This window comes from Bordetella tumbae, assembly GCF_054780995.1.
In genome coordinates this window covers 110721-126603 of sequence record NZ_BAAGVG010000023.1, presented here as the reverse complement: position 1 = coordinate 126603, position 15883 = coordinate 110721, and the positions used below count along the sequence as shown (strand labels likewise).

Here is a 15883-nt window from a genome sequence, read left to right as displayed (position 1 = left end):
AAAATAGACAGGGCCAATCAGGGGCCGAATCGATGATTATAGCCAGTCTGACTCACGCCTGAAGCCACCCTGCCGCGCCCATACGCGGGGAGGCCCATGCATACGGCGGGTACGTTCGGGGCCGTCGCATCCCGCGACAGACGGTGCCACTCCCGATCAGGTACGTCCGGGACGCGGGATGTGGCTCATGAGCGTCTGGGTAAAGCCACCGTCTACCGTGATCTCCGCGCCGTTGACATACGCAGATCGTTCACTCAACAGAAAGACTGCAATATTTGCAATATCCTCTGGCGTACCGATACGGCGCAGCGGCACGGCTCGCTCACGTTGCTCGCGCAGTTGGGAATCTGCGTAAAAGGCCTCGGTCAACGGCGTTTTGATGAGCCCGGGATTAATGGCGTTGCTGCGCACCCCCAGCGGCCCCAGCTCGAAAGCCAGCTGCCGGGACAGCATCAATATGGCGGCCTTGGCAGTACTGTAGCCGCAACTGTAGGCCTGCGGGTTGTGGCCGGCAACGGAAGCGACATGAATGATCGTCCCCTCCCCCTTGGCCAGCATCGGTTTTGCAAAGGCTTGCGCGCATCGCAGATACCCCGTCAGATTCACATCCAGTTGACGGCTCCAGTCGGCAATGGCGACGTCTTTCAAGTGCCCTGGCATGGTCATGGCAGCGTTATTGACAAGGCCATAGCAATCGCCCAAGCGCTGGCCGACTTCCGCAGCGGCTGCGGCGACTTGTTGATCGTCTGCCACGTCGCAGGCGATCGATATGCATTCCCCCTGCGTATCGGCGCCCAATGCGTCCAGCTCCGCTGCCGGCAACGCTTGCCTGTCCAGCATCGCCACGCGAGCGCCCTGTTCCAGCAGCGCACGCACCGTCGCGCGCCCGATTCCGCCATTTGCGCCGGTGACCGCGACGACGCGGCCACTGATGCCGAGCCATGCCTGGTTCAATTCGGCCATATCAATTGATCACGATGTGGTTTTCGCGAATCACTGTGCCCCAATGCTGCCGGTCGGCCTCCAGCTGAGCGTCCAGCGCCTCTGGCCCCGCGGCCCGTTCGGTTTGGCCATTGAGCTTCAGCACCTCGTGGAATGTATCCGTCTTGACCGTTTTGATGGCTGCTGCGGCAATCTTGTCGATGATTTCACGCGGCGTTCCCTTGGGCGCATGCAATGCCGTCCAATAGGTGGATTTCAGCTGGGGATAGCCCAACTCTCCCACCGTGGGAATGGCGGGCAAGGTCGGATCGCGTTGGTCGCTCGTCAGCGTCAGTATCTTCAGTTTCTTGGAGTTCTGGATCATGGGAATGGGCGTGGCGTAGTTCATATCGCCACGAGCGTCCATCAGATCGATCAGCGCAGAGTTATTGTCCTTGTATGCGACAGGCGTCATCGGAAAACCGAATGTCTTTGACACCAGGAGACCGAATAGATCCGTGACACTGCCCGGACCCAGTGTGCCGTACAACAGGGGTCTGTTCTGCGCCTTGGCGTAGCGGATCAATTCGTCGACCGAATTTACGCCGATCGATGTCGGCACCGTAATCGTCAGCGGACCATCGAACAACAGCGCCACGGACTCGAAACTGTCTACCCGATATGGCAGCGATGGGCGCAGCATGGCATTCAACGAAATAGGACCGGTGCCACCCAACAGCAGCGTCGTCCCGTCGGGTTTGGCCCGTGCCACATACGACGCACCGATGATGCCGTTCGCACCGGGCTTGTTTTCGACAATCACATGGCGGCCAAGCTCTTTGCTGATTCCCTCGGCCAGGATACGGGCGAAATTATCATTGGTGCCACCCGCCGTATAAGGAACCACAATGGTGATAGGCTTGTCGCTGTCCGCTCGAGCGGAAACAGGAAACGCGAATGCCAGCGCTGTGCTGGCTGCGAGCGCGATGAGTCCCCTGCGCTTGCCATTGGGCATGTGTGCTCCTCCTAGGTATTCTCTACTCAAGAACGAGCCGCATGCCGATTACAGACTGAGGCGGACCACAGTCCAGGGCCAGTGCAACACTGGCCCTCAGAGCAGGCTATGACAACGGGCGCGTCATGAGTAATTCAAATTTTGAGACGCCAATGATACGGTCGATCGTCATCAATAATTACTCCAGAAATTTGCAGAACTGTTCTACGTTCTTTGCATAGATACGGTGCGATTGATATCCCGTTCCAATACGGACAGGCGCTCTATGACTCGCTGAAAATCCAGGCTCTCGCCATAGAACATCTGCGCATCCAGCATAGTCTGGTAGTCTCGTTGTAGCGCCCTCATCAACATCTCATCGGGAATCAGCCGCAGACCACCAGCCTGACAGAGACCATAGTGGCTGAATCCACTGCGATAGAAGGTCTCCTTGATATTCAGCACGTCGGCTAGCAATTTGGTATCAGCCAAAGCCTTCTACCCCACCTCATGGTCGGCCAAACGTGCCAGGTCGTACCAATGTCGCGACAAGCGCTCCGCACCGACGCGCAGGTCCGGACGATGGCACTCAACATGGATAAGGGTCGCTTTTTCCCAAAATGTACGCATTGGCGACAACACTACTACTTGCGCGCTGGGAAACGCCAACTGCGGCACGTGCGCGGTCACGTCGGGCACTATTGTCATCATGTCTTGCGGCAGCGCCGCATTGCGGCCACCGAATTCGATCAGCACGCTTGGCCGCAGATAAGCGTCCGTGTTCTCAACGGCGCTGGGGTAGTACAACCAGAGTCTCTCTGCATTGTCACTGATTTCGATGTCGAGGTGGTGCATTGGAAGCGCCTGCGTCAGTGCCTCTCTCAATGCCGGGACCAGTTCCTCGGTGACATGCTCAATCAGAGCCTTCTTAAGCGTATCGGACAGCTTTCGGCGCTGCGTATTGGAAAGCATCGCAAGTTCGGGCACATCGACGACCAAGCTCCTATAGTCGATGGTGACGTCAATGTCCTCTGAAAAACGCTCGATCGCTTGATAGACCTTGGACAAAGACGTGCCGCCCTTGAACGCCATGGGCTTGCGATTTGGCAGCGCGAACAATATCCCCAGTACTTGGCACAGCCAGATGTCCTTCTCCAGAATCTCAGCGCGTCGACCCAGCACCGGTGCCACACCATGCAGCAGTTCAGCCTGCTCGGCCGACGACAAATCGAAGTAGTGTGCGACAGACTCAGACACGAGCAGGCTCACTGCGCTCGTAGCTGATGAGGGCTTGCACCATCCACGCGGGCATCAAGGCCTTGGCCTGACTCAGTGCTTCGAACTCGTCAGCGGGCAGTTTCTTTGCGATCTGCCTGAAGGTGTTTGGTGTGACTTGATCTCGTCCCAGATACCAGAGGGCCGACAGCGCCTGTCCTGCAGGCCGGCCAGCCAATGCGAGCTTGCGCGGAGCCACGTGTTGCAGCCGGACAATCAGCTTGCCCAGCCGGATCTGGTGCGAGGAGCCCGTGGTGTGAAAAACGGCCTGTGCCGGCATCTGCGTAGACAGCCCCAGGCGTCGTGCGGCTTCTGCCCCGTGTATCTGGATCATTGCCCCTTCGGCCTGAGCAACCGTTCGCGCCACCTGCTCTGCCGCGGGCATGGATTTGATACCGAACCGTCCAGTCTTGGGTACTACGTACAAACCATGGCCTATGCGTTCGATAGTACCCGCCTTCGTCAGCCGCATTAGCGTCTGATCGATGGCGGCGCGCGACCCTAGGCCCGCAAACAAGGCGGGAGTAAAAGGTTCCCCCGACAGATGCGAGGCGATGCGTTCACGGATGGATCGAGAAGTACTCATGATTGATTGTCAAGATTTTTGATAGATATTTTAGTGAATAATCTAACAAAATACGAATTAACAGCCGCGACGACTGTCCGATGGCAGCCCGCCGCCACGGACGATACTCTGAGGCCACATTGGTCGGCCGCGCCGTCAGAACGGGCGTTATCGTCCGCTCTGGCGCTAGATGGAATCGGACACGATAGGCACGTTGAGTTTGCATGCCCGAAATGCTATCCGCTCCGAATCAAATTACTGGATAAACACACAGCCTTCAATTCAAATCGGACCGATCCTGCCAGCATCCATAGGCCACGCTCCTTCCCCCCTCGGTATAAATGGCCGAAGCGTGTCGGAGCATTATCGAATAAAGCCGTACGAGCGTTAGCAAACACACTCAACCATCAACTGCCGCCAGTATCCTGCCGAACAGGCCATCCGCGTAGGCCGAATTCAGCCAGCGCACAATCACGACCATGCGGCGCTCGGGCTCTACCCAGGTGAATGAGCTGCCGGCCCCGACACCAAAGAAACTCGATGCCGGTACGCTAGGGAACATCTTTTGCCCATCGTTCAACCAGATCAGATAGCCGTAATATGGCGCCAGCTCGCTGGGCGTGCGCATGGCGCGCAGCCATTCCTGCGAGATCACCTGCTTTCCATCCCATGCACGGCCATCGTTCAAGAGCATCTGACCGATCAGGGCCTGATCCTCGCTGCTGATCGACATCCCGCCACCCCAATGCGACCCACCGGGCACCGAAGGCATCAACACCCCATCGATGTTCACCCAGGCATTGTCATAGCAAACCCAGTTCCAGGTCTCGCTCGCCCCGATCGGGCCCATCACCGCCTCACGGAAAACCTCTGGCAGCGGCTTGCGGAACAGATGCAGCAGCGCGTATGACAACTGATTAATGCGGACGTCGTTATATTCCCAGTACGTCCCTGGCGTTTGCAGCGGACGCGGATCGCCTTTCTTGCCATCGGGCGGCGTACCGAACGTCACCGCGCGATACCGGTCCGCCTGATCCGACACGCCAAAACGCTCGCCTTCCCATTCGCTGATCTGCTGCAGCAAATGACGCCAGGTGATCAGCGCGTTATTGCCCTCATCAAATCCGATCCCCGGCACGCGGGCGCGCACCGGCTCGTCGACATCCGGCAACAGGCCGCGATCGTGCGCCACGCCCGCCACCAACGCCAGATACATCTTGGCCACGCTGAACGTCAGGTCTGCACGCTGAGGTTCGCCCCAGGATGCCACGGTCTTGCCATCGACCACGACCAGCCCTGTCACGGGGCCGCGATCATGCACCGGTCCCAGCAAACGGTTCCATGGCGGAGGATCCTGCTGATGCACGCCAAAGACGCCATCGACCGAGCGGTCCCAAGTGGTTTCGTGGTCCTGCGCAAACTGAATCGCCTGCTGCATCAATGCGTCTTGCATGAAGCCCCCAATTGTCGTTAACGAATGGCCAATGACCGCACTGCCTCATCGGTTTTCGAGAGGCGCCTATGACGGACGTAGCCGATCCAAATGGTATACCACCGGCAAATTTCCTGTTTCAAATCATACGCAACGACCTCGCGCGCCGCAACGCCTCTCCGGAGCCCCCCTATCATCGATTACCCGTACGCCCTTGTTTTACCGGGAAATTGCAGGGTAATCCCCCATGATGAGGCGTGGATGACGTGCTTTATAGTGAATAAAAGATCAAATCCATTTGGTATACAAGTGAGCAGCGATCCCCCTACGCTTTCGAACAGCGCAGTATCCGACGCCCTGCCCGCCCGGCGCCCGCCCCGGGTGCCGGGCAATGGCGGCACGCTGCCCGCCAGCGTCGCGGAACGCTTGCGTGAACGCATCATCGAGGGCGAATTCCCACCAGGAGCCCGTTTGAACGAACGCACGCTGGGCGAATTGCTCGGCGTATCCCGCACACCATTACGAGAGGCGCTGCGCCTCTTGGCCTTTGACGGATTGGTACACATCGAACCCAATCGAGGCGCACAAGTCGTCGAGCTGTCAGAAACCGATGTGCGCGAGACGTTTGAGGTCATCGGCGGTATCGAGACTCTCGCCTGTCACTATGCTTGTGAACGCGCAACCGACCAGGAAATCGCCGAAATCCGCGCGCTGACGTTCGAAATGATGGCCAGCCATGCCCGCCGCGATCTGCCCACGTACTATCGCTGCAATCGCGAGATCCATGCGCGCATCCATCAGGCCGCTCACAACACGCTGTTGACACGTTTGTACGAGACCCAAAACATCCGCATTCAGAACCTGCGTTTCGTGTCTAACGAAAATCACGAAAACTGGGACCGTTCCATGCGCCAGCATATCGACATCGCCGAGGCGCTGGCTGCCCGCGATACCGTGCGCCTGACCGAGATCATGCGTACGCATTTGCAGTGCAAATACGAGGCCGCGCTGAAATATCTGGCACAACATACACCCAGCCAGGGGTCACCGAATCACCCGCAGTATTCCGCTTAACCGATTACGCTCGACAGGAGCCCATCATGGAACATCGCGTTAGATTGGCTGCACCGCTGCATTTGAATCGCCCTGAACACCATGGAGCCCTGCCTCGTCTCAAGGCGCTGGCCGCCGCGCTGCTCTTTACCGGCACGGCGCTGAGCACGTCGCCTGCGCTGGCCAACAAACAGGATGACACGCTGCGCATGGCCTATGACCAGGCCCCCGAAAGCGTCGACCCCTATTACAACAATGTCCGCATCGGCGTGATCATCGCGGCCAACGTCTGGGACACGTTGCTCTATCGCGATCCGCTGACCAACGAATACAAGGGCCAGTTGGCGAAAAGCTGGAAACAGATCGACGACAAGACACTGGAATTCGAGCTGCGCGAAGGGGTCAAATTTCACAACGGCGAGGAATTCGACGCCGACTCGGTCGTCTATACGCTCAATTTCGTCGCCGACCCGAAAAACAAGGCTACGACGCAGCAGAACGTGCGCTGGATCGATAAAGTAGAAAAGATCGATAAGTACAAAGTACGGCTCACGACCAAAGAACCTTTCCCCGGCGCCAAAGAATATCTGTCGACGACCGTTGCCATCCACCCCGCAAAATACTATGCCGAAGTCGGCCCGCAGGGGATGAACGCGAAACCCGTGGGCACCGGCCCATACAAGGTCGTCGAATACGTGCCCGGCAAGTCCATCACGCTGGAGGCCAACAAGGACTATTTCAAAGACTCGCCCAAAGCCCAGCCCAAGATCGGCAAGGTCGTGATCCGATTCATCCCGGATCGCCAGACACAGATGGCGGAGGTGATTTCCGGTGGTGAGGATTTCATCATGCACGTGCCCAAGGACCAAGCCGAGCAACTGAAATCCATGCCTCAGCTGCAAGTCAAAAGCGGCAACACCATGCGGATCGCGTTCATGCAAATGAATATCCGCGACGAAACGCCTGCCCCGCAACTCAAAGACGAGCGCGTGCGCAAAGCCATTCTGCACGCCATCGATCGCGAGTCCATTATCAAGAATATCGTCGGCGAAGGCTCGGAGCTGCTCAACACCATCTGCACGCCCTCTCAAGTCGGCTGCACCGACGAAGGCGCACCCGTCTACAAATACGACCCCGCATTGGCCAAGAAACTGCTGGCCGAGGCAGGCTATCCCAACGGTTTTGACATTGATATCGTCGCCTATCGCGAACGCAATCAGACCGAAGCCATCATCAACTATCTGCAGGCAGTCGGCATCCGCGCCAAACTCAATTTTCTGCAATATGCCGCGATGCGCGACATGATCCGTGCGGGCAAGGCCTCGTTGACACACCAAACGTGGGGCTCGAATCTGGTCAACGATGTGTCGGCGTCGACGCCGGTGTATTTTGCGTTTGGCAATGACGACGTGACGCGTGATCCCAAGGTCCGCGAATTGCTGGACAAAGGCGATGTGACGATCGACAGCGCTGCCCGCAATGCGGCCTATAAAGAAGCCCTCACCATGATTGCGGAACACGCCTACGCCGTGCCGCTCTGGTCGTTGCCGGTGTATTACGTCGCCAGCCAGGACGTGGAGTTCAAAGCCTATCCGGATGAGCTGGTCCGTTTCTGGGACATGAGCTGGAAATAACCCTGATAACCGCCACGGCGACGTGGCGGTGCACGGAGCCATTCAATGCTTGCATTCATCATCCGGCGGCTGGGACTGGCGGTGATGGTCGCCCTGACCGTCTCCGTCCTGGCATTCATGCTGCTGCATCTGTCGGGGGACCCCGCCGTCGCGCTGGCAGGCGAAGGCGCGCGCCAGGCGGACATCGACATGGTGCGCAAAACCTATGGGCTGGACCGTCCCGTCGTCGTGCAGTACGCCGATTGGCTGTGGCACATTGTGCAGGGCCAGTTCGGCACCTCGGTGTATTTCAAGACGGCTGCCGGGCCGCTGATCCTGTCCAAGCTGCAGACCACGCTGATGCTGGGCCTGAGCGCGTTGGCTGTGGCCTTGCTGATTTCCATTCCGCTGGGCGTGATCGCGGCGCTCTACAAAGGCGGCATTGCCGATCGCATCTGCCTGGCCGTGGCGGTGCTGGGCCAGGCTCTGCCGAATTTCTTTTTCGCGCTGCTGCTCATCATGCTGTTTTCGATATCGCTGCGCATACTGCCGGTATCGGGCAGCGGGACATGGCAGCATTTCGTGATGCCCGCCATCGCGCTGGGCTATTACGTCGCCCCGGCGTTCATGCGGCTGATACGTGCCGGCATGATCGAAGTCCTGGCCGCCGATTACATCCGCACCGCCCGGGCCAAGGGGCTGCCCGCCAGCAAGGTCATTTTTAAACACGCCTTGCGCAACGCCATCGTGCCCGTGGTAGCGCTGGCGGCGGTGCAGCTTGGCTATCTGCTGGGTGGTTCGGTTGTGATCGAAACCGTTTTCGCCCTGGATGGCCTCGGCTATCTGGCCTATCAAAGCATCACGTTCAAAGACTATCCCGTCATGCAGTTGATCGTGCTGCTGTTATCCGTACTGTATGTGCTGCTGACATTGGCAGCGGATATTGCCAACGCGTGGCTGGACCCACGCATCCGGGTGTCGTAGACCATGACTGTACCGAGCTCACCGATGACGGCCAATGCGCCAGTACCGAACGTGACTGCACCTGCGGGCAGTCTGACCTGGCGGCGTTTGCGACAGAACAAGGCGCTGCTGGTAGGCGGCGGCATCTTGCTGCTGATCATCTTGGTTGCGATCTTCGCGCCGTGGATCGCCCCGCATGATCCCTATTTTCAGGACCTGGCTTATCGCACGGCACCGCCTGTCTGGTATGAGAAAGGAACGTGGCTGCATCCGCTGGGCACGGACCAGTTGGGCCGGGATTATTTGTCACGCCTGTTTTATGGGGCGCGGATTTCGCTATTGATCGGGATCAGCGTCGCGGTTATTTCCGGATTGATCGGTACAGCGTTAGGCATGGCCGCGGGGTATTTTGGCGGTCGTGTGGATATGTTCGTCTCGTTTCTGGTGACGACGCGTTTGTCCATGCCAGTGATTCTGGTGGCCTTGGCCACCGTTGCCATCGTTGGGGGCTCGCTCTGGGTCGTGATCCTGGTGCTGGGCTTTTTGAAATGGGACCGTTTTGCCGTGGTGATGCGTAGCGCCACACAACAGGTGCGATCCCTGGAATACGTCGCTGCCGCCCAGTCTGCCGGCGCATCGACCTGGCGCATCGTGCGTGGCGAGGTCCTGCCGAACGTGGTGCCGCATCTGATCGTGATCGCCACACTGGAGGCCGCCAGCGCCATTTTGCTGGAGGCGGCATTGTCGTTCCTGGGACTGGGCGTGCAGCCGCCGCTGCCCTCATGGGGCCTGATGATTTCCGAGGCCAAGGCCTATATGTTCTTTTCATTCTGGCTGATCGCCATCCCCGGCAGTGCGTTGGCGATGCTGATTTTCGCCATCAATCTGGCAGGCGACGGCCTGCACCAGTGGCTTACGCCCGAGGACAAGGCCTGACGCAATGACCGACTCCGATATCGTATTAGACGTACAGAACTTGCGTGTGGACATCGATACGCCACGCGGTCAGCTGCATGCGGTGCGCGACATTTCATTCCAGGTGCGGCGCGGCGAGACATTGTGCCTGGTGGGCGAATCGGGCTGCGGTAAATCCATGACCTCGCTGGCCATCATGGGCCTGTTGCCCAGGGCCGCGAAACGCAGCACCTCGCGCCTGGCGGTCCTGGGAGAAGACCTGTCTCGCGCCAGCCGCCGCCGCGTCAATGCCCTGCGCGGCAACAAGATGGCCATGATTTTTCAAGAGCCCATGACCGCCTTGAACCCCGCCTATACCATCGGCGATCAACTCACCGAACACTATCGCCATCATCGGCACGCCAACGCGAATCAGGCTCGAGACCGTGCTGTCGAGCTGTTGGAAAAGGTCGGCATCGCCTCGGCTGCGCAGCGGTTGGGGCAATATCCACACCAGTTATCTGGGGGGCTGCGCCAACGCGTCATGATCGCCATGGCATTGATGTGCGGGCCCGAACTCTTGATCGCCGACGAACCCAGCACGGCGCTGGACGTGACCATTCAAGCCCAGATCCTGCGTTTGCTGGCAGATTTGCAGGCGGAACTGGGCATTGCCATGGTGCTCATCACGCACGATCTCGGCGTGGTGGCACGCATCGCGCGCCAGGTTGCCGTGATGTACGCGGGGCAGATTGTCGAACAAGGCCCCGTATCCGAGCTATTTCAGGCACCGCGCCATCCCTATACCGAGGGACTATTGGCCTGTATCCCGGTCCCGGGCCGCACCCCGCCCGGCACGCCGTTAGGCACTATTCCCGGCGTCGTACCGGCCTTGGTCGGCGATCTGCACGGCTGTGCGTTTCATGATCGCTGCCGCTATGCGCAGCCCGTTTGCCACCAGACCGTTCCCGTTCACGAAGCACCCGGCCGGCAATGGCGCTGCATTCGCACGGAGGCCCACGCATGAGCGCACTGATCCAAGCTCAAGACGTCAGCCGCAGCTTCACGGTAAAGAGCGGTATGTTTCAGCCTCGCCGCACGCTGCATGCGGTCAATGGCGTGGATTTGCAGGTGGAGCGCGGCGGCGTGCTGGGCGTCGTCGGAGAATCCGGTTGCGGCAAATCTACCCTGGCGCGCCTGATGCTGGGGCTCATCCCGACCACCAGCGGCAGCGTCAGCATCGAAGGGCAAGACATACACAGCATGTCGCGGCGCGATCTGGCGCGGCGAGTCCAACCCGTGTTTCAAGACCCCTATTCGTCCCTGAACCCGCGCCGCAGCATCGCCTCCATCGTGTCGCTGCCGCTGGAGGTGCACGGCATCGCCAATCCGCGTCAGCACAAAGCGATCGAGATGCTCGAGCGCGTGGGCCTGCCCTCCCGGCTGGCGAACAACACGCCCGGACAGCTCTCTGGCGGCCAACGCCAGCGCGTTGCGATTGCGCGTGCCCTGGTAATGAACCCTGAAATCGTCATCTGTGACGAGCCGACCTCTGCACTGGACGTATCGGTGCAGGCGCAGATCATGAATCTGTTGATGACGCTGCGGCAGGAATTCAATCTGACCTATGTGTTCATCAGTCATAACCTGGCGGTCGTCGAACACATTGCCACGCACGTCGCCGTGATGTATCTGGGCCGTGTGGTCGAATCCGCGCCTGCCGCCGAGTTATTTCATGAGCCGCGCCATCCCTATACGCAAGCCCTGCTCGCCTCGGTGCTCACGCCCGAACCGGGGCTGGGCATACCCGATATGGGGCTGGGGCTATCCTTTCCCGATCCGATCAATCCGCCCACCGGCTGTCCGTTTCATCCGCGCTGCAAGCACGCGATGCCACAGTGCAAACAACAACGGCCTGCGCTGCAAACACAAGGTCAGGCGCAAGTCGCTTGCCATCTGTATCCGTCGTATTCGCAACAAAATGCCGTTGTCTGAAGACTGCGTACTATAGCCATGAACAGACAAAACTCAACTGAGGAAACTCGGAATCAAACACCATGCCGCGCGCAGCTGAGGTCCTTCTCCGAAGCAACGTGCGGAGTTGCCATCTCTTTCAAGGAAAATCATCGTGAGCCGTGAACAAGCCATCGCCAACGCTGAACAGTGTTTTGATTCGGGCGCCTTTCGATCCGTTCTGAGCCGTCGCTTGAGCATTCCCACCGAAAGCCAGAACCCTGATCGCGCCGAGGCATTGGCAAGCTATCTCTCCACCGAGATGCAACCCGCCTTTGAGGCAATGGGCTTTCGCTGCGAGACCTTGACCCATACCAAGGCCCGCGCCCCATTTCTATATGCGGAACGCATCGAAGATCCTGCCCTGCCCACCGTATTGGGCTACGGTCACGGCGATGTGATTCGCGGGCTCGAACCGGAATGGCACGAAGGCCTTTCGCCCTGGGCGCTGACCGAGCGAGACGGCCGCTGGTATGGACGAGGCATCGCCGACAACAAGGGCCAGCACAGCATCAACATGGAGGCGTTGCGTCTCGTGTTCGAAACGCGAGGCAAGCTGGGCTTTAACGTCAAATACCTGATCGAGATGGGCGAGGAAACCGGGTCTCCCGGGCTGCGCGAGCTATGTGAGCAGCACAAGGATCGTTTCCGCGCCGATCTGCTCATCGCCTCGGATGGCCCACGCCTGAGTCCGCAGCGCCCCACGGTATTTCTCGGCGCACGCGGCAGCCTGAATATCGATCTCAGCATCGAGGCGCGCGAAGGCGGCCATCACTCGGGCAACTGGGGCGGATTGATATCGAATCCGGGGATCCAGCTGGCACACGCCATTGCCAGTATTTCGTCCCCTACGGGGCAGATTCGTATCCCGGAATGGGTACCTGCGGAACTGCCGGCATCCGTACGGCGCGCACTGGTGGATTGCGAGGTTGACGGCGGATCGGACGGCCCTGTGATTGAACCCGAATGGGGAGAACCCGGGCTCTCGCCCGCGGAACGCGTATTCGGCTGGTGCTCGTTCGAAGTCCTGGCCTACAAGACCGGCAATCCGGAAACCCCCGTCAATGCCATCCCGCCACGTGCCTGGGCGCGATGCCAATTACGTTTCGTCGTCGGTGTCGATCCCGACAATTTATTGCCTGCTTTACGCAGCCACCTGGATCGCCAAGGCTTTCCGATGGTGAAAATACAAACCACGCGCGAAACCATGTTCAAGGCGACCCGCATCGACCCCGAAGATCCCTGGGTCAAATGGACCGTGTCATCGCTCGAAAAAACCAGTGGCAAGAAAACCGCCATTCTGCCGAACCTGGGCGGGTCCTTGCCCAACGATATTTTTACCGACGTGCTGGGTTTGAAGACGGTGTGGGTTCCGCATTCATACCCGGGATGCTCGCAACATGCGCCGAACGAGCATTTGCCACCGGAGCTGTTGCGCGAGGCATTGACGTTGATGACGGGACTGTATTGGGACCTGGGCTCAGGCAGCACGCCAAAATGACATTTGCCAGATAGTCAGTCGCCGGCTATCTTGGATCGCCAGCCGGTTAACGCGAGTGCGCGAACGCCTTGCTCTGCACGTTAACCGGCCATGGCTACTCGCCGATACTCATGTCATGTCGGCTTCTTTTTTTCGGCGACCTCGGGTGGCTGGCCAGCATCCGCCACTGGCGATGCCGCAGAATCCGCCGCGGCCTCATCGTCTGCTTCGGCCGTGCGCTCCAGCTCATTACCCAACACGTCTTCCGACGCCTCGCCCTGCTCCTTGGATAATTGACGGCGCGTATGCCCTGCCGCGCGCGCATTGTGCGTATTCGCGGCCCGCTCTGTCTGCATGAATACATTGGCCGGCGGGGCATAGCCATTCTTGTCCTGGCCAAAGTACAGCACCGTGTGCGGGTACGGCAGCTCGATACCGGCGGCATTGAAGTGTTTCTTGACCAATCGGTTGTAGCCGCGCTGCACCGCCCACTGCATACCCGGTGTGGTCTTGATCAGCACACGGATGGTCGCACCCTTTTCGTTCAGTGCCGTCACACCCGGAATGCTGACGTCTTCCAGAACCTCAGGGGCCAGCAGCTCGTCCTGCATCAGTTCATCAAACGCCTGGCGCAGATGCTGTATCGCGTCGTCCACGCTTTCCCGATGCGAAATCGTGTATTCGCCCAAGTGATACGAGAAATCTCGCATATGGTTGGACACCACATCCACGGATGAAAACGGGATCAGATGATAGCCGCCATCCAGCGTGCGAATGCCCACAGAACGGATCGTGATCTTTTCCACCGTTCCGAAAATCCCCGCGACCTGAACCACATCGTTCTGGTTCATGCCGTTTTCCAGCTGGATAAAAATCCCCGTGATGATGTCCTGTACGAGCTTTTGCGAGCCAAAACCAATCGCCAGACCGACCACCCCGGCACCCGCAATCAACGGACCGATATCGACGCCGATCTGCGAGAGCAGCACCATCACCGTCATCGTGATGATCACAATCAAGGTAGCATTACGGAACAGCGCCAACAAGGTGCGCTCGCGTGCGGTGGGCAGGCTGCGGCCCTCATGCGTGCTGAGCCGGTGCTCGATGATGCTGGCGATCAGGGTCCAGACGACGGCCGCGACCAGCAGCACGATAGCCACATGGACGACAACGCCGATGGCCTTTGCTCCCGCGGCCGACGAAATCCACCTGGACAGATCAAACACCCGCCAGGCGTCCAGCACAAACAAGGCCACCACAATGCGTACCAGCACGCCAACGCCGCGCAACCCTGCAGGCACATAGGCGTTCACGCGCGCTTCCAGCATGGGCAGCTTGCGCCGCACATCCTCGGGCAGACGGATGCGCTGCGCCAGCATGGTGGCCAGCAACATGATCACCAGCGATCCTACGGCCAGTGCCACGACCGATTGCACCGTCGCATGCACCATGAATGGCAAGGCCTCTTGCGTGTCGACCTGACTGACTACCAGCAATACCGTGAAGTACCCGATTGCCAGGACATGCCAACTGCGCGCCAACAGACGCAGCGCCGTGCCAAATGAATGGATCGAGGCACGCTCGGCGCGCTGCTTTAAATGGTCTCGCAACAGGGCGCGATTGCGCCAAATGATGCGTACCGCGTAGATATAGGCCATCACCATGATGACCAAGCCAAGCAATTCACCCAATGCGGGCGACAACAGAGACTGCGCCAATGGCTCGACCAGCAGCAAACCGTAGCCCACGACCGCGGCGATATGTCCCAAGCGGACATTCCAGTACTGGGCCGTCTCGTCAGCCATCGTGAAAAGGCGCAGTGTGGGATAGCGCGTTGCGAATATCCCACGGATCACCGCTCGCGTAATTCCTACCGCCACAAACGCATTCACGAACAATGATTGCGCCGTGGTCACAGAGCCGTAAGGCTGCTCTGCATACATTGCCGTGGCATAGCCTGCCATACCGGCCAGCAACACAATGGCCAGATCGATAAGCAAAGCACCAACGATTGCTCCTGTTCGCCGGGCAAACATTGCCCTGGCTGCCGACCGCAGCGGCCCCGGGGCCAACAAGAACGGACGCGCTGCCCATTTGTCTATCCGGGCGTAGGCAAAGGCCGCAATCGCTCGCAATACGCCAAACACGATCAGCGTCGCCGCCGCGACGATGGCAAGCCTCACCAGCGTCGAGATCAGCCGCTCACGCCGCTCCGGGGCCATCCCCTGGTTCTGCACCACGGCCGTCAATTCGTCGACGGCCGTCTGGGCATTCGTGCCCATCGTCGCCAAGAAATCCTGTGCGCCAGTCGCAATGCGCGTCGGCAGCGAAGGACGCGCCGCAGCCGGATCCGTACCGGCCGCCGCCTGGGCTGGCGCTGCGGCCTGGGCCCTCAGTTGCTCGATCAGCTTATCGCGCGCAGCGGGATCGTCGAGCAGGTCTGCCAACCTGGCAGGCGTCAAGTCCGCAGCCGGCGCCTCGGCAGCGGGTTTGTCGGCAGCGGACGGCAAGCCGGGAATCGCAACCGCCGCTTGCGCCCCTTGGCTGAGGAACAACCCAAATAACATCGCCATGGCGAAGCATATTTGCACCACCCAGGGTATCGCCCATCGCGCGCGCGACAGTGCCGGATTGACGTTCATACCGAGAGATTGGGCGGTGCGGATCTGCAAAGCCACGT

The 15883-nt window shown here is 59.5% G+C and carries 14 protein-coding genes; 7 read left to right on the top strand and 7 right to left on the bottom strand.

Annotated features, from left to right (window positions below):
* Positions 1–156: 156 nt before the first annotated feature.
* From ACYVI2_RS23020 to ACYVI2_RS22995, 6 genes are all read right to left on the bottom strand, one after another.
* Positions 157–963 (bottom strand): SDR family NAD(P)-dependent oxidoreductase, encoded by an 807-nt coding sequence (locus ACYVI2_RS23020; RefSeq protein WP_415816605.1) that lies wholly within the window; start codon positions 961–963, stop codon positions 157–159.
* A 1-nt stretch (position 964) separates the two neighbouring features.
* Complete coding sequence (locus ACYVI2_RS23015; protein ID WP_415816603.1) at positions 965–1936, bottom strand: Bug family tripartite tricarboxylate transporter substrate binding protein; 972 nt, start codon at positions 1934–1936, stop codon at positions 965–967.
* Positions 1937–2140: 204 nt separating this feature from the next.
* Positions 2141–2407 carry a hypothetical protein gene (locus ACYVI2_RS23010; RefSeq protein WP_415816601.1) on the bottom strand — a complete coding sequence of 89 codons (267 nt, stop codon included), beginning with the start codon at positions 2405–2407 and terminating at the stop codon, positions 2141–2143.
* A 6-nt stretch (positions 2408–2413) separates the two neighbouring features.
* On the bottom strand, positions 2414–3172 hold the full coding sequence (locus ACYVI2_RS23005) for a nucleotidyl transferase AbiEii/AbiGii toxin family protein (RefSeq protein ID WP_415816599.1): 759 nt from the start codon (positions 3170–3172) through the stop codon (positions 2414–2416).
* Entirely contained in the window at positions 3165–3776 is a 612-nt protein-coding gene (locus tag ACYVI2_RS23000) for a DUF6088 family protein (protein WP_415816597.1), read from the bottom strand. The genes ACYVI2_RS23005 and ACYVI2_RS23000 overlap by 8 nt, the downstream gene beginning before the upstream one ends.
* A 379-nt stretch (positions 3777–4155) precedes the next feature.
* Complete coding sequence (locus tag ACYVI2_RS22995) at positions 4156–5208, bottom strand: serine hydrolase domain-containing protein (RefSeq protein ID WP_415816595.1); 1053 nt, start codon at positions 5206–5208, stop codon at positions 4156–4158.
* A 336-nt stretch (positions 5209–5544) separates the two neighbouring features.
* On the opposite strand from ACYVI2_RS22995, the gene ACYVI2_RS22990 reads away from it, so the two are divergent.
* From ACYVI2_RS22990 to ACYVI2_RS22960, 7 genes are all read left to right on the top strand, one after another.
* A complete protein-coding gene (locus ACYVI2_RS22990; protein ID WP_415817118.1) occupies positions 5545–6261 on the top strand; it encodes a GntR family transcriptional regulator in 717 nt (238 codons plus the stop codon).
* A 26-nt stretch (positions 6262–6287) separates the two neighbouring features.
* Positions 6288–7874 (top strand): ABC transporter substrate-binding protein, encoded by a 1587-nt coding sequence (locus ACYVI2_RS22985; RefSeq protein WP_415816593.1) that lies wholly within the window; start codon positions 6288–6290, stop codon positions 7872–7874.
* Between the two features lie 45 nt (positions 7875–7919).
* Entirely contained in the window at positions 7920–8837 is a 918-nt protein-coding gene (locus ACYVI2_RS22980; RefSeq protein ID WP_415816591.1) for an ABC transporter permease, read from the top strand.
* Positions 8838–8840: 3 nt separating this feature from the next.
* Complete coding sequence (locus ACYVI2_RS22975) at positions 8841–9752, top strand: ABC transporter permease (RefSeq protein WP_415816589.1); 912 nt, start codon at positions 8841–8843, stop codon at positions 9750–9752.
* A gap of 4 nt (positions 9753–9756) precedes the next feature.
* Complete coding sequence (locus ACYVI2_RS22970) at positions 9757–10737, top strand: ABC transporter ATP-binding protein (RefSeq protein ID WP_415816587.1); 981 nt, start codon at positions 9757–9759, stop codon at positions 10735–10737.
* Positions 10734–11705: an ABC transporter ATP-binding protein gene (locus tag ACYVI2_RS22965; protein WP_415816585.1), complete on the top strand. Its 972-nt coding sequence runs from the start codon at positions 10734–10736 to the stop codon at positions 11703–11705. Before ACYVI2_RS22970 ends, ACYVI2_RS22965 begins: the two co-directional genes overlap by 4 nt.
* Before the next feature lie 133 nt (positions 11706–11838).
* Complete coding sequence (locus ACYVI2_RS22960; protein WP_415816583.1) at positions 11839–13224, top strand: M20 family metallopeptidase; 1386 nt, start codon at positions 11839–11841, stop codon at positions 13222–13224.
* A gap of 113 nt (positions 13225–13337) precedes the next feature.
* Here the strand turns inward: ACYVI2_RS22960 and ACYVI2_RS22955 are convergent, their stop codons facing one another.
* Entirely contained in the window at positions 13338–15881 is a 2544-nt protein-coding gene (locus ACYVI2_RS22955) for a mechanosensitive ion channel domain-containing protein (RefSeq protein WP_415816581.1), read from the bottom strand.
* Positions 15882–15883: the final 2 nt, after the last annotated feature.

Coding starts and splice junctions, on each gene's coding strand:
- ACYVI2_RS23020 (WP_415816605.1), bottom strand. CDS start 963: ATGGCCGAATTGAACCAGGCATGGCTCGGCATCAGTGGCCGCGTCGTC.
- ACYVI2_RS23015 (WP_415816603.1), bottom strand. CDS start 1,936: ATGCCCAATGGCAAGCGCAGGGGACTCATCGCGCTCGCAGCCAGCACA.
- ACYVI2_RS23000 (WP_415816597.1), bottom strand. CDS start 3,776: ATGAGTACTTCTCGATCCATCCGTGAACGCATCGCCTCGCATCTGTCG.
- ACYVI2_RS22995 (WP_415816595.1), bottom strand. CDS start 5,208: ATGCAAGACGCATTGATGCAGCAGGCGATTCAGTTTGCGCAGGACCAC.
- ACYVI2_RS22985 (WP_415816593.1), top strand. CDS start 6,288: ATGGAACATCGCGTTAGATTGGCTGCACCGCTGCATTTGAATCGCCCT.
- ACYVI2_RS22980 (WP_415816591.1), top strand. CDS start 7,920: ATGCTTGCATTCATCATCCGGCGGCTGGGACTGGCGGTGATGGTCGCC.
- ACYVI2_RS22975 (WP_415816589.1), top strand. CDS start 8,841: ATGACTGTACCGAGCTCACCGATGACGGCCAATGCGCCAGTACCGAAC.
- ACYVI2_RS22970 (WP_415816587.1), top strand. CDS start 9,757: ATGACCGACTCCGATATCGTATTAGACGTACAGAACTTGCGTGTGGAC.
- ACYVI2_RS22965 (WP_415816585.1), top strand. CDS start 10,734: ATGAGCGCACTGATCCAAGCTCAAGACGTCAGCCGCAGCTTCACGGTA.